The sequence below is a fragment of the Chengkuizengella sp. SCS-71B genome (genome assembly GCF_040100845.1).
Taxonomy (GTDB): domain Bacteria; phylum Bacillota; class Bacilli; order Paenibacillales; family KCTC-33759; genus Chengkuizengella.
On sequence record NZ_JAZHSH010000001.1, the window covers coordinates 1,816,283 to 1,836,211 of the forward strand.

The window sequence follows — 19,929 nt, forward strand, 5'->3', positions numbered from 1 at the left end:
GCAACATCTTATATTTGAGTATATTAAACGATACACCTTATTAGAAACAATTGAATTGATCAAGTCCAACATCTGGGTGAATGAATCCCTAGAAATTGGATTTTTATGATGAATTCACATATGTTCATTATATATTAAAATTTAGTAACGTCTTCATTGATTGAAGTTCCTATATGCTGTCCTTCACATATTTTTTTCATTGCTTCATGTTTATCAAAATTAAATACATGAACTGGGAGCTTATGATCTCTTGCTAATAATAAAGCAGATTGATCCATAACTTTTATATTATTTGTAATTATATCGTTGTAGTTTAAGTTTCTGTACATTCGTGCCTCTTTGTTAAGATTCGGGTCGCAAGTAAAAACCCCATCTACGCCTTGCTTAGCAACTAATATGGCATCACAATTCGTTTCAACTGCACGTTGCACACTTGGATAATCAGTAGTGACAAAAGGTTGTCCATTTCCTCCTCCAAAAATAACTATATACCCTTTTTTGAGATGTTGAATCGCTTTTAAACGAATAAAAGGCTCTGCTACAGCTGTAATTGGAATAGAGGTCATAACACGGACTTCTTTTTTAGTTTTGCTCTTTAATACACCTCTTAACATTAAACTATTGATTATTGTTCCTAGCGTACCAATATTGTCTGCTTCTACTTTATCTATTCCCCATGCAGAAGCCAAATTTCCTCTGAATATGTTCCCACCACCAACAACGATACATACTTCAATTCCATTTTCTGAAATAGCTAGTATTTCATTAACTATATGTTCTAAACGATCTGGTCCAAAATTATTTCCATTCTGATCTGCAAGTGCTCCACCGCTTAATTTTACTAATACTCGTTTATACAAATTCATCACTCCTTCAATAATATAAAAAAAGAACTAAAGATCGTTAACAATCTTTAGTTCTTTTTTTATAAGATGGAGAAGAAAAAGCGATAATTATTGTTTTATTCTTAAATAAAAATAACCTCATATTCAGCCCCACCTATCATCTGCATTCAAAATATTCTGTTTGTTAGTTTATATAAATAGTAAGGAATGGTCAAGCTTTTTTTCTGTTATAATCATTGATCAATAAAGTTACTTGACAATTTTTTTTTGAAATGTCAAAGTAATGGGGTAGATAAGGAGGATTAAACGTTATGAACAACGATCAAATCAACAGAATTAATGAGTTAGCTAGAAAGAAGAAAACAGTTGGCTTGAATGCACAAGAGGTTGAAGAACAGAAAAAGTTACGTCAGGAATATTTAAAATCCTTTAGGAAAAACTTTAGAGCACAATTAGATAATATAGAAATTGTTGATGAATAAACTAAAAAAAATATTCAATTTCTATACTATATAACTTACAACAGAGTAACTCATTCTCTGTAACATAAATTTTTTATATGTTAGAACAAGATCGACTGTAGATCTTGTTCTTTTCATATCACCAGGTTTGCGATAAAATAGTTAAAAAAATGAATAAATATTCATTGTTATACAGAGGAGGACAAGTATGGAACATCGTATACTCGGGAAAAGTGGTTTAGCTGTTTCCAAATTATGTTTAGGTACAATGACTTTCGGGAATACAACGAGTGAAAAAGATTCGATTGATATGATACACCGTTTTTTAGATAGAGGGGGGAATTTTTTAGATACTGCAGATGTATATGTACAAGGAAAATCTGAAGAAATTGTTGGTAAAGCCATTAAAGATCGACGTTCTGAAGTGGTGTTGGCAACTAAAGTAAGATTCCAGACAGGCAAAGATTTGAATAGTGCAGGATTATCTCGAAAACACGTTATGGATGGTGTTGAAGCTAGTTTAAAACGATTAAATACAGATTATATCGATCTATACCAAGTACATGTATGGGATGAGTTCACACCTGTAGAAGAAACGTTAAGGGCTTTAGATGACATAGTAAGTTCTGGTAAAGTAAGGTACATAGGATGTTCCAATTTTTTAGCGTGGCAATTAATGAAATCCTTATGTTATAGTGATTTTAATAAATTTGTTAGATATATATCCATTCAGCCTCAATATAGTCTTGTAAGCAGAGAAATGGATCGAGAAGTTTTACCTTTGTGTATTGAAGAAAATGTTGGTGTAATGCCTTGGGCTGCAATTGGAAGTGGTTTTTTATCAGGAAAATATTCTAAAGGTGTACAACCTACTGAGGGAAGACTTCATAAAGCAATGGGCGAATCTTCTTGGGAAAATCGAAATACTGAAAAAAATTGGGAGATACTCAATACTGTAATGGAAATTGGTGAGCAGAGGGGAGTAACTCCTTCACAAGTAGCTTTAAATTGGCTGCTTGATAAAAAGGGCATCACTTCACCCATTTTGGGTGCAAATACATTAGATCAATTTGAAGAAAATATGGGAACGTTAGAGTGGAATTTAACCACAGAGGAATGGAATAAACTTGATGAGGTCAGTGCTCTTCCTGATGAATATCCAAACCGATTTATAAACAAGTTTAAACGAACACTTAACGTTTAAAACATTTAAATATATAGCTAGCTTGAATAATAAAAGCAATTTTTAATTCATTATAAATTAAATATTTTACTGGAAATGAGTGAGAACATGAGTATTAAAGCCATTATTTTTGATCTAGATGATACCTTGCTTTGGGATGAACGTTGTGTAAAAGAAGCTTTTGAGGTTACTTGTCAATCAGTGGAACAACATTACCGTATAGACCCTGTGAAATTAGAGGAGGCTGTTCGTCAAGAAGCTAGGGCCTTGTATGAAACGTTTGAAACGTTTGAATTCAGTAAGAATATTGGTATCAATCCTTTTGAAGCTTTATGGGGAAATTTTAACGATGAAAATGAACATTTCAGTCTATTAAAAAAAATAGCACCTGAGTATCGTAAAGAAGCTTGGACAAGAGGATTAAAAGTGATGGGAATTGATGACCTTCAATTAGGTCAAACACTAAGTGAATTATTCCCAAGTGAAAGAAGATCAAGATCTTATGTATATGATGAGACATATCCTACAATAGATAAATTAAAGGAAAAATATAAGCTGATGTTATTAACGAACGGATCTCCAGATATTCAAAATGAAAAATTAGCTGCTATGCCAAAATTAATGCCATATATGGATCAAGTGATGATATCTGGTAGTTTTGGTCAAGGAAAACCATCACCTGCTATATTTGAACATGCAATGAAGCTTTTGGGAATTGAACCACATGAAGGGATCATGGTAGGAGATAACCTTAACACTGACATTAAAGGTGCTCTTAGCGTAGGGATGAGATGTGTATGGATTAATCGTAATAACATAAAATCTTCAGGTGAAATTAAACCTGACTTTGAAATTAAAGAATTAAATGAATTGCATGGCATTATCCAATCCATTAATACTAAAGTATCCTCTTAAACAATTAATGATGTTTATATCAATTAAACAAACCTCGCCATACACCTGACTCTGTTAGTTGTATGGCGTATTTCTTTATTTAATTCACTTATCCATCATCGATATATGTTATAATAAATTGTTTGCTTAGGATATTATTGATACGTATACATTTAATATAGATGTAATTTTATTAAGTTAGGAGTTAGAATATCGTGAGTCTTTTAACTGTAGAAGATTTAAGTCATACGTTTGGAGATCGGGTTTTATTTAAAAATGTGTCATTTAGATTACTGCCAGGTGAACATGTTGGGCTTGTAGGAGCAAATGGAGTCGGAAAATCTACATTGATGAACATATTAACAGGACAAGTTTTAAAAGATACAGGTAAAGTAGAGTGGACACCTAAGGTGAATTATGGATACTTAGATCAGCATACAAAATTAACACCTGGGAAAACAATGAGAGAAGTGCTTAAAGATGCTTTTTTACCTTTATTGGAAGAAGAAAGAAAGTTGAATGAAATCACAGGGGAGATGGCTGAGGCTTCACCAGAAAGATTGGAGCAGCTATTAGAAGAAATGGGTGAGATTCAGGATCGTTTAGAAAACAGTGGATTTTATTTATTGGATAATAAAGTTGAAGAAATGGCAAATGGTTTAGGATTAGCCGCCATTGGATTGGATCGTGATGTTTCTGAATTAAGTGGTGGACAGAGGACAAAAGTCTTGTTGGCAAAGTTACTGTTAGAGCAACCCACTGTACTATTATTAGATGAACCTACAAACTATTTGGATACAGAACACATAGATTGGTTAACGAATTATTTACGTGAATATCCATCAGCATTTATGCTCATTTCTCATGATACGGAGTTTATGAATAAAGTAGTGGGCGTGATCTATCATTTGGAATTTACAAAACTAACAAGATATACTGCTAATTATGAAAAGTTTTTACAAATGGCTGATTTAAATAAAAACCAACATATTGATGCTTATGAAAAACAGCAGGAATTCATTAAAAAACAAGAGGATTTTATTCAACGAAATAAAGCAAGGTACTCTACATCTGGAAGAGCAAAAAGTAGACAAAAACAATTGAATCGACTTGAAAGAATAGATCGTCCTGAAGTTGCAATGAAGCCCACTTTTGTGTTTAAAGAAGGACGGGCAAGTGGGAAAATTGTTTTTGAAGCTGAAGGAATGCAAATTGGGTATGATAGACCATTACTACCTGAAATGAACATGCTGATAGAACGTAAGGATAAGATTGCCATTGTTGGCTGTAACGGTGTAGGAAAATCCACTCTTTTAAAAACAATGTTAGGACTTATTAAACCTTATGGCGGGAAAACTCATCAAGGAGATTTTCTTATCCCTGCTTATTTTGAACAAGAAGCAAAAGCAGGTCATCTAACTCCTATTGATGATGTTTGGAATGAGTTTCCTAATATGAACCAGAATGAAGTACGGGGTGTATTGGCTCGTTGCGGTTTGAAGAATGAGCATATTTCCAGACCGTTAAATAAATTAAGTGGTGGAGAACAAGCTAAAGTACGTTTATGTAAATTATTAATGAGAGAAAGCAATTGGATTGCTTTTGATGAGCCAACGAACCATCTGGATGTCGTTGCTAAGGAAGAATTGAAACGTGCTTTAAAGGAATATCAAGGAACGATCGTGCTTGTTTGTCATGAACCTGAATTTTATGAAGATTGGGTTACGAAGGTTTGGAATGTGGAGGAATGGGCGCAAAATTCTTCTCTTAAAATATAATTCATCTTATATATGTAGTTACAAAATTTAATGAGTCTTTTCATATGAAAATTTAGAAGGTAGGGTAATAACAATGATTTCAGCAAATAATATATCTCTTCGATATGGTAAACGAGCTTTATTTGAAGATGTGAACATAAAGTTTACTCCAGGAAATTGTTATGGTTTGATTGGTGCTAATGGAGCTGGAAAGTCTACTTTTTTAAAGATTTTATCAGGGGAACTTGAAGCTAATAAAGGTACAATCAATATTACTCCAGGAGAAAGACTTGCTGTTTTAAAACAGAACCATTATGAATATGACGAGTATGAAGTGTTAAAAACCGTTATTATGGGTCATAGTAAACTTTATAATATCATGGTGGAGAAAGATGCTATTTATGCGAAGCCTGATTTTTCAGATGAAGATGGCATGCGTGCAGCAGAACTTGAAGGAGAGTTTGCAGAATTGGATGGTTGGCAAGCTGAAGCCGATGCAGGTGAATTATTGATAGGGCTAGGTATTTCTAAAGATCTTCATGATCTAAAAATGTCAGAACTAAGCGGAAACGATAAAGTCCGTGTCTTACTAGCGCAAGCTTTGTTTGGTAATCCCAACATTTTATTATTGGATGAGCCAACTAACCATTTAAATTTAGAGTCCATTCAATGGCTAGAAAATTTTTTAGCGAAGTTTGATGGTACAGTTATTGTTGTTTCCCATGATCGCCACTTTTTAAATCAAGTGTGTACACACATCGCAGATATTGATTTTGGGAAAATAGAGTTATATGTTGGTAATTATGATTTTTGGTATGAATCAAGCCAATTAGCTTTAAAACTAATGCAGGAGAAAAATAAAAAGACAGAAGAAAAACGAAAAGAACTAGAAGCATTTATTGCTCGATTTAGTGCCAACGCTTCAAAATCTAAACAAGCAACATCCCGTAGCAAGCAATTAGAAAAATTAAAACTAGAAGATATTAAACCATCGAATCGAAAATATCCATTCATCAACTTTAAATCTGAAAGAGAAGCTGGCAAACAGTTATTATTTATCGAAGACCTAACAGTTTCTCAGGAAAGTGATTTGATATTAAATAAAATGAACCTTGTTGTAAATAAAGGGGATAAAATCGCTTTTGTAGGACCCAATGGAATACCAAAAACAACATTATTTAAAACATTAATGGGTGAAATTGAACCAACTGACGGTTCTTATACTTGGGGAGTTACTACTTCTCAAGCCTATTTTCCAAAAGATAACTCGGAATATTTTGATGTAGATTTAAATTTAGTGGATTGGCTACGCCAATATTCCAAGGATCAAGATGAATCATTTATTCGCGGGTTTTTAGGAAGAATGTTATTCTCTGGTGAAGAAGCATTGAAAAAATGCAATGTTCTTTCTGGGGGAGAGAAGGTACGTTGCATGTTATCTAAGATGATGCTTAGTGCAGCAAATGTTTTAATATTAGATGAACCTACCAATCATCTTGACTTAGAATCCATTACAGCCCTGAATAATGGTCTTGTTCAATTTGATGGTACTATGTTGTTTGTATCACATGACCATCAATTTATTCAAACTATAGCAAATCGTATTGTAGAAATTACACCTAATGGGTTAATAGATAAACAAATGAGTTATGATGAGTATTTGGAAAGCTCTGAAGTTCAAGGTTTACGTGAAAAGATGTACAGCGTAACAACAGGTTAATCTGTACTTTATAACAAACTCTTTAAGGTAAGGTGTTTAGAAGAAAGTATGACTTCTAAACACCTTTTTTAAAGGATAGGAGCCGTATAAAATTTGTTATACATACTTTCTTCTCAAAAAAACAACTGCTAATGAGTATTCGGCTACATCTTCGAGAGACTCCGATAGCAGTTTTTGTTATAGGGAATAGCGGTATTTCATGGTCTTATTCTATGCTTTTTGGAACTCCATAACAAAATAACGGTAATTTGTGGTCTTAAATTATGGATTTTTAATGAAATGATATAAAATGTTATGAAAAATGATCGAATAAGACCACCAGATACCGTTAATTATTTATTTTGAGTAAAATTATAAAAATAAGACCAAAAAACTCCCTTATTTTAGTGTAGATCTACTTTTATTAAGCTAACCAGCAAGTAATCAGAAAAATCGAAGATTGCATTGAGAAAGTTTTACTTCTTAAAACTCCCTTTACTCCTCTAAAGTTTTTTTCTTTAATCAACTACAATCCACATTTAAATATGATATAATTCGTCTATAATAATTGATTTAATTTAAGAAATCGTATATGGATTTTTATCCTCTTTTACAATTCCGACAATTTTGATAGACTATGTAAAAATGACAATGGATGATATTTGATGATTTATACATCAAACGCACATATATTGAAGCGGAGTGGAGCAAAATGAGCAAAATATCAATACAAGAACAATTAAAAAGGAAAATACTTATATTAGATGGTGCCATGGGTACAATGATTCAACAAGCAGATTTAAAACCAGAAGATTTTGGGGGAGAAGATTTGGACGGTTGTAATGAGATGCTTGTATTAACTCGTCCTGAACTGATCTCTAAGATCCATGGGAAATACTTGGAAGCCGGATCAGATATTATTGAAACGAATACTTTTGGTTCAACTAGTGTTGTTTTAGCAGAGTATGATCTTCAAGACCGAGCTAGAGAATTGAGTCTAGAAGCAGCAAAACTTGCAGTTGAAGCAGTTAATAAATACTCAACTGATGAATGGCCAAGGTATGCAGCTGGAGCGATGGGTCCTACTACAAAAACATTATCAGTTACTGGTGGGGTCACGTTTGACGAGTTAGAAAAGAGTTACCATGAACAAGCATTAGCACTTATAGAAGGCGGAGTAGATGTTTTATTACTTGAAACATCCCAGGATACTTTAAATGTGAAAGCGGCTAGTATCGGGATTCAGCGTGCATTTGAAAAACTAGATAAAAAAATTCCTGTCATGATATCAGGAACAATTGAACCGATGGGAACAACATTAGCAGGTCAAAATATAGAATCATTTTATATATCCTTGGAGCATCTTGAACCTGTATCCATTGGATTAAATTGCGCTACAGGCCCTGAATTTATGAGAGATCACATTCGAAGTCTTTCGGAGATCGCAGATACAGCGATTAGTTGTTATCCTAATGCAGGATTACCGGATGAAGATGGCCATTATCACGAATCACCTGAATCTTTGGCAAAAAAAATGGCGGGTTTCGCTGAAAAAGGTTGGTTAAATATTGCTGGGGGATGTTGTGGAACTACACCAGAACACATTCGAGCTTTATCAGAAACGATGAAGTCATTTACACCTCGCCCTCAAACAGGTGAGCATTTAGCTGCGGTGTCCGGTATTGAAACTGTTTATATTGATACAGATAATAGGCCATATATGGTTGGAGAAAGAACGAACGTACTGGGCTCTAGAAAATTTAAAAGATTAATAGCAGAAGGCAAATTTGAGGAAGCTTCTGAAATTGCCAGAGCGCAGGTTAAAGGTGGAGCACATGTTTTAGATATTTGTTTGCAAGATCCTGACCGAGACGAAGTTAATGACATGGAAAAGTTTCTACAATACGTTGTGAAAAAAGTGAAAGTTCCATTAGTTATTGATACAACAAGTGCAGATGTTATTGAACTCTCTTTGAAGTACTCTCAAGGAAAAGCTATCATCAATTCTATTAACCTCGAAGATGGGGAAGAAAAGTTTGAAAATATTGTCCCGCTAATACATCGATATGGTGCAGCAGTAGTTGTAGGAACAATTGATGAAAACGGACAGGCGATTACTAGGGAAGGGAAGCTGGAGGTTGCAAAAAGATCATATGATTTATTGGTGAATAAGTATGGACTTAACCCTGAGGATATTATATTTGACCCTTTGGTCTTTCCAGTAGGTACAGGGGATGAACAATATATAGGTTCTGCAAAAGAAACGGTTGAAGGAATTCGACTTATAAAAGAAGCGATGCCTAAATGCCATACAATTTTAGGGTTAAGCAACGTATCTTTTGGCTTGCCTCCTGCGGGGCGAGAGGTACTTAATGCGGTGTATTTATATCATTGTACGAAAGCTGGATTAGATTATGCAATTGTGAATACTGAAAAATTAGAACGATTTGCTTCTATACCTGAAGATGAACGACGTTTGGCTGAAGCTTTAATCTTTGAAACAAATGATGATACTTTAGCTGAGTTTGTTGCATTTTATCGTGAAAAGAAAGTAGAGAAAAAAGAAAAAATATCTAACTTAACCTTAGAAGAACGTTTAGCTTCCTATATTATTGAGGGAACTAAAGAAGGATTATTTGTTGATTTAGATGAAGCTTTGGAAAAGTATCAGCCTTTAGAAATCATCAATGGACCACTAATGGATGGTATGGCAGAGGTGGGACGTTTATTTAACAATAATGAGTTGATTGTAGCGGAAGTTTTGCAAAGTGCAGAAGCAATGAAGGCATCTGTAGGTTACTTAGAACCTCATATGGAAACAACGGAATCCTCTGTAAAGGCGAAAATTATATTAGCCACTGTAAAAGGTGATGTTCATGATATAGGTAAAAATCTAGTTGAAATTATTTTGTCCAATAATGGATATAAAATAGTGAACTTAGGAATAAAGGTTCCACCAGAACAATTGATTGAAGCTTATAAAAAAGAAAAACCTGATGCAATTGGTCTTTCTGGCTTGTTAGTTAAATCAGCACAGCAGATGGTAGTTACTGCACAAGATTTAAAAAATGCAGGAATTGATGTGCCAATCCTTGTAGGTGGAGCGGCACTGAGTCGTAAATTTACGAAAAATAGAATTGGAGCAGAATATGATGGTTTAGTTTTATATGCCAAAGATGCCATGAATGGATTAGATTTAGCAAATCAAATCAGTAATCCAGAACAACGTGAGCTCTTAATCCAAAAAATGCGTGAGTTGAAAGATTCAGATGTCATGGATTCAAGAAAAAATAAAGATATGCCTAAACTAACCAGAGCTGTTCACTCTAATATTTCACAGGATGTTCCTGTATTTACACCTCCTGACACTGAAAGACATGTCTTGAGAAACTATCCACTTGATCATTTAATTCCATATGTGAATATGCAGATGTTATTAGGACACCATTTAGGTCTACGTGGAAAAGTAGATCAATTGATTGAAGCTCATGATTCTAAAGCTTTAGAGTTAAAAGAAGTTGTAGATCAAATTTATAAAGAAGCAATTTATGAAAATAAGATTGAAACACATGGGATGTATCAATTTTTCCCTGCCCAATCTAAAGGAAATGATATTCTGATATACGATCCGAATGATCATACAAAAGTATTGAAAACTTTTTCATTTCCACGCCAGCAGGTAGAACCTTATTTATGTTTAGCTGATTTTCTAAAGTCAGTAGATAGTGGTTATATGGATTACGTGGGTTTTTTAGTAGTAACAGCAGGAAAAGGAATTCGAGAATTAGCAGAGAAGTTGAAAAATCAAGGTGACTATCTTCGTTCACATGCCATCCAAGCCGTTGCATTAGAAACTGCTGAAGCATTTGCAGAACGTATACATCATATGATGAGAGATGTATGGGGATTCCCAGATGCACCTGATATGACGATGAAAAAGAGGCACGGTGCTAGATATCAAGGGATACGGGTATCATTTGGATATCCAGCATGTCCAGACCTTGAAGATCAAATACCTTTATTTGAATTAATGAATCCAGAGGAAATAGGGGTGGAATTAACGGATGGTTGTATGATGGAACCAGAAGCTTCTGTATCTGCGATGGTTTTTGCACATCCTGAAGCAAAATATTTTAGCGTAGATAAAGGGTGAATATACATCAGGATAAAAACTCCTAGGTTGAGCAACAATAGATTAGACTTTGAATATGAGTTGAATTTGATTTTGAAAGAGTGTATGGGGGGAAATTAATATTGGAACTGGAATTTTTAGGAACAGTTGCTGGAATGCCTGTTCGTGAACGAAATGTTACCTCCATTTGTTTAAAATTGTTACAAGAGAGAGGGACTGTATGGCTATTTGACTGTGGTGAAGGAACACAACATCAAATTCTTAAATCCTCTATAAAACTAAGTAAATTAGAAAAGATATTTATTACCCATTTACATGGTGATCATATTTATGGTTTACCTGGTATACTAACAAGTCGTGCTTATTCTGGTGGTAAATCTCCTCTAACACTATATGGACCAAAAGGTATTAAAGATGTGGTGAATACGACCTTAATGATGAGCCAAGCCCATTTAGAGTATGATTTACATATAGAGGAGATCCCTGAAAATTTAAACGAAGGTATTTTATTTGAAGATCAACAATTCTTAGTAGAAATAGCCAAGCTAGAGCATCGTATTAATAGCTATGGATATCGAATTACAGAAAAGGATCAGCCTGGTCCCTTACTATCAAAAAAATTGAAAGAGAGTGGGGTTCCACCTGGTCCCTTATTTTCTAAAATTAAAAAAGGAAAAGACATTATTTTAGAAAATGGGGAGAAGTTAATTGCTGCAAATTACGTTGGTCCAGCTTTAAAAGGAAGAATTGTTGTGATCATGGGAGATACAAGAATTTGTGAAAACTCACCTAAACTGTCTATAGATGCTGATGTTTTAGTACATGAATCTACCTTTACAGAAGAATTACATGATCTTGCATATAAGTATTATCATACTACTTCTTTACAAGCTGCTAAGTTAGCTGAGGAATGTAACGTAAACGAGTTGATATTAACACATTTTAGTTCAAGGTATCAAGGTGAAAGTTTAGATCAATTGTTACAAGAAGCAAGGGAAATACATGAAAATACACACATAGCCCATGATTTTTGGGTATTTCCTATAAAGCGAAAAAATAAATAATTAATTTTATCAGTAAAAAATGAAAGGAAAACGCATCATAACTTTAATCATACTGCTTATTTAAATGTGAACATTATGGGTAAGGTAGTTTGATAAATGAAACAAGAGTCCAAATTTAATGGACTCTTATTTCATTTATCTTATGAATTTCTTTGCTGTTCTGCATGAGCTTCATCTTTTATTTCTTCACGAAGCCCCTGAATGCTCTGTTTTCTACGTTCATTTTTTGATTCTATGGCTTGTTGTTCGTTGTTACCAATCTCATCACCGAATTCTTCTAAATAATCTTCAGATTCTCTAAGGTTTCCAATCGTGTTCTGCACTGCTTCCTGTAACTTTTCTACGTTATCATCTCTATTGTCAGGTTTAGCTTTCATAAATGCCTCCTTGGTTAAAACTTTAATAACATTAATAAGATGTCTTGATCATGAAAATTTTATACAAGGTAGCATGAAAAACAAGCCAACAATATTAATTACGGCCATCTAGATTACAAAACTATAAGTAATTTACAGTATAAGACTTTATGTAATGAAATCAATATAGTTCATCTCAATTTGCATAGATTGTACTTAGAGTGAATATAATTGTGGTGGGGATGTATGTTAAAAAAAGGAGTTAATTAAAGTGAAATGACAAATATAGTAGAATATTTGAAACGAAAACTTGTTTCACTTCAATGTTTTATTGGTGTAGAAATGACAGATGAGTATATTAAATTAGTAGAAATAAAAATGGATAAAAACAATTCTTTTATAATTCATCAATATAAAATGGAGCCAATTCAGACTAATTTGATTAAAGATGGATTCATACTTAACACAAATGAAGTGATTAACAAATTAAATGACATGTTAAAACAACTTACTTTATATACAAATCAGGTTCATTTTATGCTGCCAAGTCATTTGGTTCATCTACACTTTTTAACAGTTCCTCATCATGAGAAAGAAAAGATTCTCAAATGGATACAAACCGAACTTGAGAATGAGAGAATCGAATTACCTTTTAAAAACCCTCATTTTGATATGATTAAATTATCTACTGACACCACTGGTAAAACAAACATAATGCTACTCACTGCCCCACAGGATGAAATAGAGACTTATGTTAACGTGTTTAATGCTGTAAATTTAAAACCAATAAGTTTAGAAATTAAAGCTTTTTCACTTTTTCGCCTCATACATGCGCTAGAACTCATTGACATCATGTGTTCTTTTATCGTCATTGAAATAAATAAGTTTTCTGCAGAAATAAGTGTTTTTCAGAGTGGGATATTACAAACTATTCGTTCAATTCCCGTGATGCGATCTCCTGAAAAATATAGAAGTGTAAAAACAGCGGCACAAAAGGCAGTATCATTTAAAATTGTAAAAAAAAACGAGGGTGATTTATCCAGTTATTTAACTTTAGAGGTAAAAAAATTTATCAACTATTATCATTATTATGATAACAATAAAAATAAAGAGGATTTCCAGTGTTTGATCTTATTAGGTGATATATCAGAATTGCATCAAATTGGGTATGAATTTAATAGAGCTTTTCCATTTGAAGTTAGAATTTTGAATGCTGATGAACGTATCTCTAATGATAAAAATAACAACTTGTTGCCATTTTTCGCAGTTCCTCTAGGACTAGCTTTAAGGGGGAGGCATTAATGCAGACGATTAATTTATTACCAGGAAAAAGTAAAAAGAATAAATCATTTGTTTTACTTATCATTTTATTGATCTTGACCTTTTTAATAAGTCTGCCCATCTTAATTTTTATTGGTGTAAATTATCATAATAATGTAAAAGCTCTATCAAATAATGTTTTTAAATTGGAATCAAATATTGAGACTAGGATGAGTTTGAATGAAGAAGAAATAAACCAACTTTCAAGTCAAGTTGCTTTGGATGCTGAGACTTTGAACACTCAAAGTCAATATAGCTTTGAGTTATTTCATATATTATATGAAATTATAAAAGGTAATCCATCAATAACAAAGGTAAATTTAATAAAAGAGGTTGAGAATAATCATATACTTACTTTACATTATATGAACCAGACTCTGAATCAAATATTAAATGAATTAACCTTCTTACAAAAATATGAGATTATTGAGCATTTGTCGATAAGACAAGTACAAATAGAAGATCAGAGTGGACTGATCTCATTTGAAAAGAGTGAGGGTAGTAAAACTGTAATTGAAGTTATGATACAACGCGATTAAACTAATTCTTTAATGGTCAGTTTAATTGAGAAGAAATAAAAAAGAAGAGAGGACGTAAGATGAATATAACATGGTGGTTTAAACAAAATCGAATCATGATGATCATCTTACTTAGCGGATTGATGATCCATCTATTGTTAATTTCAGTATGGATTATCCCAAATATGATACGAGTAAATAGCTTGGAAAGGGAATTGAACGTGTTAAACGAAGAATTACTAAGATTAGAAGGAGATCCTCCAAGTTCATCTTCAGATCAAAACTTAACTAATTCATCTGATGAGGCTAACATTCAAGTTCTAGATCATGAAGAAAGTTTAAGATTTACCATTGATTTGAATTTCATTGCAGAAAATAACAACATCCAAATACAATCTCTTGATTATAGCCATTCTCAATTACTATATAAGGATCAATATTATGGGCAAACGGTAACGTTATTCATTAACGGAACATTATCAGCCATTTCACAATTTATAAACGAATTAGAACGTTTAGAGCGGGTTATCCATTTGTTGGAATGGGAATTTGTTCAAGAAAAAACTGAAAAAAATGATCAAAATCAAGATGAAAGTTTATATAGTGAAGATAACGTTCAACTTCATTTAAAACTACGCATATATCATGTTTAAAAATATGCACACAGATCATTCAAGTAGATTTTAAAAAAAAGCAGTGAAAAAAGAATGGATGCACATTGATCCATTCTTTTTAATTTGTTTCCAACATCGTTAAAAACCAGTTGCATTTGCATGTTTTAGGTGTGTCAAAAGTTCTTCTTCTATTTTACCGTTTGAACATATCAAATTACGAGTAGATAATTGATAAGGATTTCCTAATGTATCCACTACATTCCCACTAGCTTCTTTTACTATTAATACTCCGGCTGCAACATCCCATACATTGATACCGACTTCCCAGTAAGCATTTAATTTCCCAGCGGCAACATAAGCACAATGTAAGGCAGCAGAACCAAAAACTCGAATGTTACGAGCTACAATCCCAAGCTCTGTTATTCCATTGAGTACATATTTACGTGCACTTTCAATATCTGTTGGAAAACCAGTAGAGATAACACTTTCGTTTAATTTTTCTGCTGGATGAACCTGAATTTGATTTCCATTTAAGTATGCGCCTTCTCCTTTTTCTGCCCAAAACATTTCATCAAGAGAAGGGTTATATATCACACCTACTTGAATTTCTCCGTAAGAAACAAGTGCAATAGAAACAGTGTAACTATGTAATCCGTTCACATAATTAGTTGTTCCATCTATTGGATCAACAATCCATGCGAACGGAATGTCAGCTATACGATCAAACCAATCATCTAAACTATCTGTACCTTCAGCGACTCCTTCCTCACCTATGATATGATGATCGGGAAAGTGATGTTTAATTTGGTTTTTTATTAAATCTTCAGATGCACGATCCATTTCAGTTACTAGATCAAAAACATTCTTTTTCTGTTCAACATGGTACTCACTTGTAACTCTCTTTTCTAATAAAGCTCCAGCTTCTTTTGCGATTTGTTTTGCGACTTCTAAATGAGTGTTCAAGCAAGCCCCTCCTTAATATGTTCTTTTCTAGTGGGTAACAGGCTTACACACTCTTCTTTTAAGTGAAGTTTTACTTGCTCTCCTTCATGTTTAATCCCATGTTTAAAGTGTTCAAAATCCATCATCGTTATTGTATCATCGCCAATTGCGATTTCATATTCAACATGATTTCCTAAATAAATAGTTCTCGTAACTTCACCGATAAACTTACCTGCCTCTGAAAACTCCCAAAATTCGGGTCTTGTTACACACTCTACAGCACCATTTTCAGTGAGATTCACTTTGTCATTTATTTGAATCAAAACGGTTTTTCCAAATATATTTATCATAGCCATATCGTTTTTTAATTCCTTAACAACACCATGTAAGAAGTTTGCTTTTCCCATAAAACCAGCAACAAAATGATTATTAGGTTTAGTATAGATGTTAATCGGACTATCTGCTTGTTGAATTTTTCCATGATTCATAATGACAACCTTGTCTGATATCGCCATGGCTTCCGTTTGATCATGTGTAACATAAAGACTTGTTATGCCTAATCTTTGTTGAATTTTCCGTAATTCATCCCGCATATATTCTCTTAATTTTGCATCAAGGTTAGATAAAGGTTCATCAAATAATAACACTTTTGGTTCCGTGACAATTGCTCTTGCTAATGCTACACGTTGTTGTTGTCCACCTGATAATTGTGAAGGTAATCGATCTTTAAATTCCTCTAAATGCATTAAGGAAATGACTTTATAGGTTCTATCAATGACATCTCCTTTTGGTACTTTATTTATTCTTAAACCATAAGCTATGTTTTCAAAGACTGAAAGATGTGGAAAGAGGGCATAACTTTGGAATACCATTGCTACATTCCGCTTGTTTGGCGGTACATTTGTGACATTTTCATCGCCTATATGAATGGAACCTGAAGTAGGTAGTTCAAAACCAGCGAGCATTCTTAATGTAGTGGTTTTACCACATCCGGAAGGACCTAGCAAAGTAACTAGTTCACCAGCTTTAATATCCAATTCAATATCATCAACAGCATAAAAATTGTCTCCACCGTTGATTGATGGGAAAACTTTTAATAGATTTGTTAGCTTAACATCCACTGAATGTGTTTTTATTGGTGTGTTTATGTTCGTCATCTATAGTTCCTCCTTTTGGATGATGCTAAATAATTTACAAAGAATTCTAATAAACCAATAACAATAAGTATAATGACAATTAGGATAATACAATATGCTGCTGCAGCCCCTAGACTAGCATCTTCTACTTGAGACAAGATCGTAACAGTTAAAAGATTCCAATTCACTGAAATTAAGAAGATTACTGCACTAATAGAAGTCATGGAACGTACGAAAGAATATACTAATCCAGAGAATAACGCTGATTTCATTAATGGCAGTGATATTTTCCTAAAAGTTGTAAAGGAACTAGCCCCAAGGTTAGTTGATGCTTCTTCTATAGAGGGATCCACTTGCCTAAGGCTATTAGTTCCTGCTTCTATACCAACCGTTATGTTTCTAAATGTAAAGGCTATAATGAGGATCATCGCTGTACCAGTTAATAGTAATGGCTTTTGATTGAACGCAAGGATGTATCCAATACCGATAACCGTACCAGGCACTGCAAAAGCAAGCATAGATGAAGCTTCCATTATTTTTTTACCTATAAATTGTTTTCTAATAATTAAAAAGGCAATAATCATACCTAATAATGCTGTAATCGGTGTAGACAACGCAGATAATAACAGTGAGTTTTTAACTGAATCAAACCCTAGTGTAAATGTGTATCTAAAATTATCAAATGTGAGAGTATTATCTACGCCCCAAACTTTTACAAATGCCCCCCACAAAACAGTTCCATAAATGAGCATAACTGCGCCCGTAATCAATCCACAGAATATGAATAAAGGTAGGACAATGTGTTTTTCATTTATTTTCATTCTATCTTGAGATGGTTTTCCTGTAACGGTGACATATGATTTTTTGCTTATCCAATATTTTTGTATGAAGTAAGCAGTAAGTGATGGCAATAATAAAGCAACTGCGTAAAATGAACCAGCTCTTAGATCATACATGCCTGTAATTTGTAAGTAAGCTTGCACGGCTAATGTTTGATATTCCCCAGCTATGACCATAGGATTACCGAAGTCTTCAATTGCTTTAATAAAAACTAAAAGTAATGAACTCAGAATACCTGGTACAGCTAATGGTAAAGTAATGGTACTAAAGACCTTCCACCTGGAAGCCCCAAGGTTTAATGCTGCATCTTCAACGGAGCTGTCGATAGATTCCAAAACTCCTTTTAAGTTTAAGTAAGCAATAGGGAAAAAACCTAATGTTTGTATAAATACTAAACTTCTTAAACCGTATACATTGCTATCGTCAAAACCAAATAGACCATTAGAGATAATTCCATTTCGTCCAAATAATAAAATGACGGATAAGGCAATGACAAACGGTGGAGAGATGATTGGCAACAGAGCAACAAGGTTGAAGAATTTTTTACCTTTCATTTCAGTCCGTGTTACCGCATATGCAAAAATAAATCCAATGATCGTTCCAAAGATGGCTGACATGATACCTAGCTGGATACTATTCCATAACGTTTTTAGAAAAAAACTGCTTGAAAAGGTTTCTACTATTAAAGAAAAGTCTAAAACCCCTTCATCATTTATCACAGTAATTTTGAACACTTGATAGATTGGATAAACTGAAAATACAAATAAAGATAAAAATATAATGATAATTAAAGCAAGCAAGTAAGGTTCTTTTACAAGCATTTTCATTCGTTTGAGTTGTCCATTGACTTTTGATTCTATTTTATTTGTTGATGGTGTTGTATTTGCCAAGCTTCTCTACTCCTTTGTAGGGTAAAACATGATCCCGTATTTACATTCCGAAAGGTTCCTTTCTATGAGACTTTAAGTAAGTCGGGTAAAATGAAAGAGGCAGCATGAAGCCGCCTCGTCTCCATAAATAATAATAAATTATTCCACTACAGCGTCTTTACCAACAACATAAGACTCAAATTTATCAAGTAACTCATCTCTGTTTTCTCCAGCCCATACAGCATCATAATTAATAACACTTAAATCAGAAAGTTTCACTGCACCTTCAGGCACTTTTGCCTCTGGATTTACAGGTAATCGGAAAGATCCTGATTCTGCGTATAAATCCTGTGCTTGTTTACTAATTGCCCAATCAATGAATTTTTGGGCATTTTCAGTTTGGTCACTCGGAGCACCTTTAATTAATGCAACAGCGCCAACTTCATAACCAGTACCGTCACTTGGGAAAGATAACGTGATAGGGTAACCTTCATGTTTAGGTTTTAAAATGTCATGAGCAAAGGAAAGGCCTACACCTGTTTCACCAAATCCAGCTTGTTTTGCTGGAGCAGATCCAGATTTGGTATATTGCCTAATGTTTTCATCAAGCTGTAAGAAGTAATCCAAAGCCTCTTGTTCACCTTTCAATTGTACAAGTGTGGCATAAACAGAGTATGCCGTTCCAGAGGACGCAGGATGAGCCATTGTAACATTCCCTTGGTATTCTGGTTTTAATAAATCTGCCCAGCTTTGAGGAGGTTCAATTCCTTCTTTTTCTAACCATTCGGTATTACTTGCAAAACCTAACGCTCCAACATATATCGGTGTCCATACTTTTTTAGCATCTCTGAATTGTTCTGAGATTTCAGACACTCCCTCAGGTTGGTAAGCTTCTAACAAATCATCATTTGCTGCTGCAACAAATGTATCTGATGGACCTCCAAACCAAACACTTGCTTGTGGATTTGATTTTTCAGCTTTAATTCGAGCTAATGTCTCCCCTGCAGATAAACGTACAAACTTAACTTCAATACCCGTTTCTTCTTCAAACTGTTCAATATACATAACAACTTCTTGTTCTGGAAATGCTGTATAAATTGCTACAGTATTAGAATCTGAACTACAACCTGCTGCTACTATGCTTATTAACAACAATACAGATAAAATAACGAATAAAGATTTTTTCATGAAATAGACCCCTCCAAATTAGTGTTTAAAATCATAGACTTCTAAAAAACATTGAACTATATGGCTGGTTTGTCACCTCCTCAGCGTAATATCTTTTGATTATTAAACTCT

Annotated in this window: 16 protein-coding genes; 10 read left to right on the forward strand and 6 right to left on the reverse strand. The window is 33.6% G+C overall.

Translation table 11 applies throughout. From position 1 onward, the window contains the following. Window positions 1-134: 134 nt before the first annotated feature. Window positions 135-866: a UMP kinase gene (pyrH, locus tag VQL36_RS08985; protein ID WP_349248983.1), complete on the reverse strand. Its 732-nt coding sequence runs from the start codon at window positions 864-866 to the stop codon at window positions 135-137. 290 nt (window positions 867-1,156) lie between these two features. Between pyrH and VQL36_RS08990 the strand changes: the two genes are divergently transcribed. The 7 genes from VQL36_RS08990 (at window position 1,157) to rnz (ending at window position 12,035) form a co-directional block, all read left to right on the forward strand. Next, a complete protein-coding gene (locus VQL36_RS08990) occupies window positions 1,157-1,327 on the forward strand; it encodes a DUF896 domain-containing protein (protein ID WP_349248984.1) in 171 nt (56 codons plus the stop codon). A gap of 187 nt (window positions 1,328-1,514) precedes the next feature. Next, window positions 1,515-2,510, forward strand: a complete 996-nt coding sequence (locus tag VQL36_RS08995) for an aldo/keto reductase (RefSeq protein WP_349248985.1) — start codon at window positions 1,515-1,517, stop codon at window positions 2,508-2,510. Between the two features lie 87 nt (window positions 2,511-2,597). Then, on the forward strand, window positions 2,598-3,404 hold the full coding sequence (locus tag VQL36_RS09000) for an HAD family hydrolase (protein ID WP_349251153.1): 807 nt from the start codon (window positions 2,598-2,600) through the stop codon (window positions 3,402-3,404). Window positions 3,405-3,598: 194 nt separating this feature from the next. Further along, window positions 3,599-5,161: a ribosomal protection-like ABC-F family protein gene (abc-f, locus tag VQL36_RS09005; RefSeq protein WP_349248986.1), complete on the forward strand. Its 1,563-nt coding sequence runs from the start codon at window positions 3,599-3,601 to the stop codon at window positions 5,159-5,161. A 73-nt stretch (window positions 5,162-5,234) separates the two neighbouring features. Further along, window positions 5,235-6,860 (forward strand): ABC-F family ATP-binding cassette domain-containing protein, encoded by a 1,626-nt coding sequence (locus VQL36_RS09010; RefSeq protein ID WP_349248987.1) that lies wholly within the window; start codon window positions 5,235-5,237, stop codon window positions 6,858-6,860. A 691-nt stretch (window positions 6,861-7,551) separates the two neighbouring features. Further along, window positions 7,552-10,992 (forward strand): methionine synthase, encoded by a 3,441-nt coding sequence (metH, locus tag VQL36_RS09015; protein WP_349248988.1) that lies wholly within the window; start codon window positions 7,552-7,554, stop codon window positions 10,990-10,992. Window positions 10,993-11,093: 101 nt separating this feature from the next. Continuing rightward, the gene (gene rnz, locus VQL36_RS09020) at window positions 11,094-12,035 is read left to right on the forward strand and encodes a ribonuclease Z (RefSeq protein ID WP_349248989.1); all 942 of its coding nucleotides are present in this window, start codon (window positions 11,094-11,096) and stop codon (window positions 12,033-12,035) included. Window positions 12,036-12,175: 140 nt separating this feature from the next. Here rnz and tlp read toward each other — a convergent pair whose 3' ends face one another. After that, window positions 12,176-12,412, reverse strand: coding sequence for a small acid-soluble spore protein Tlp (gene tlp, locus VQL36_RS09025; protein ID WP_349248990.1), 237 nt, complete (start codon window positions 12,410-12,412; stop codon window positions 12,176-12,178). A gap of 255 nt (window positions 12,413-12,667) precedes the next feature. Here tlp and pilM point away from each other — a divergent pair, with 255 nt between their 5' ends. The 3 genes from pilM to pilO are packed head-to-tail and all read left to right on the forward strand — an operon-like array spanning window position 12,668 to window position 14,882. Then, window positions 12,668-13,693, forward strand: a complete 1,026-nt coding sequence (gene pilM / locus VQL36_RS09030; protein ID WP_349248991.1) for a type IV pilus biogenesis protein PilM — start codon at window positions 12,668-12,670, stop codon at window positions 13,691-13,693. After that, window positions 13,693-14,250 (forward strand): hypothetical protein, encoded by a 558-nt coding sequence (locus VQL36_RS09035; RefSeq protein WP_349248992.1) that lies wholly within the window; start codon window positions 13,693-13,695, stop codon window positions 14,248-14,250. The genes pilM and VQL36_RS09035 overlap by 1 nt, the downstream gene beginning before the upstream one ends. 59 nt (window positions 14,251-14,309) lie before the next feature. Then, entirely contained in the window at window positions 14,310-14,882 is a 573-nt protein-coding gene (gene pilO / locus VQL36_RS09040) for a type 4a pilus biogenesis protein PilO (RefSeq protein WP_349248993.1), read from the forward strand. Window positions 14,883-14,981: 99 nt separating this feature from the next. On the opposite strand, the gene VQL36_RS09045 is transcribed toward pilO, so the two are convergent. The 4 genes from VQL36_RS09045 to VQL36_RS09060 form a co-directional block, all read right to left on the reverse strand. Next, a complete protein-coding gene (locus tag VQL36_RS09045; protein WP_349248994.1) occupies window positions 14,982-15,806 on the reverse strand; it encodes an inositol monophosphatase family protein in 825 nt (274 codons plus the stop codon). After that, window positions 15,803-16,942 carry an ABC transporter ATP-binding protein gene (locus VQL36_RS09050; RefSeq protein ID WP_349248995.1) on the reverse strand — a complete coding sequence of 380 codons (1,140 nt, stop codon included), beginning with the start codon at window positions 16,940-16,942 and terminating at the stop codon, window positions 15,803-15,805. The genes VQL36_RS09045 and VQL36_RS09050 overlap by 4 nt, the downstream gene beginning before the upstream one ends. Next, on the reverse strand, window positions 16,939-18,651 hold the full coding sequence (locus tag VQL36_RS09055) for an iron ABC transporter permease (protein WP_349248996.1): 1,713 nt from the start codon (window positions 18,649-18,651) through the stop codon (window positions 16,939-16,941). Before VQL36_RS09055 ends, VQL36_RS09050 begins: the two co-directional genes overlap by 4 nt. A gap of 138 nt (window positions 18,652-18,789) precedes the next feature. Then, window positions 18,790-19,818 (reverse strand): ABC transporter substrate-binding protein, encoded by a 1,029-nt coding sequence (locus VQL36_RS09060; protein WP_349248997.1) that lies wholly within the window; start codon window positions 19,816-19,818, stop codon window positions 18,790-18,792. Window positions 19,819-19,929 lie beyond the last annotated feature (111 nt).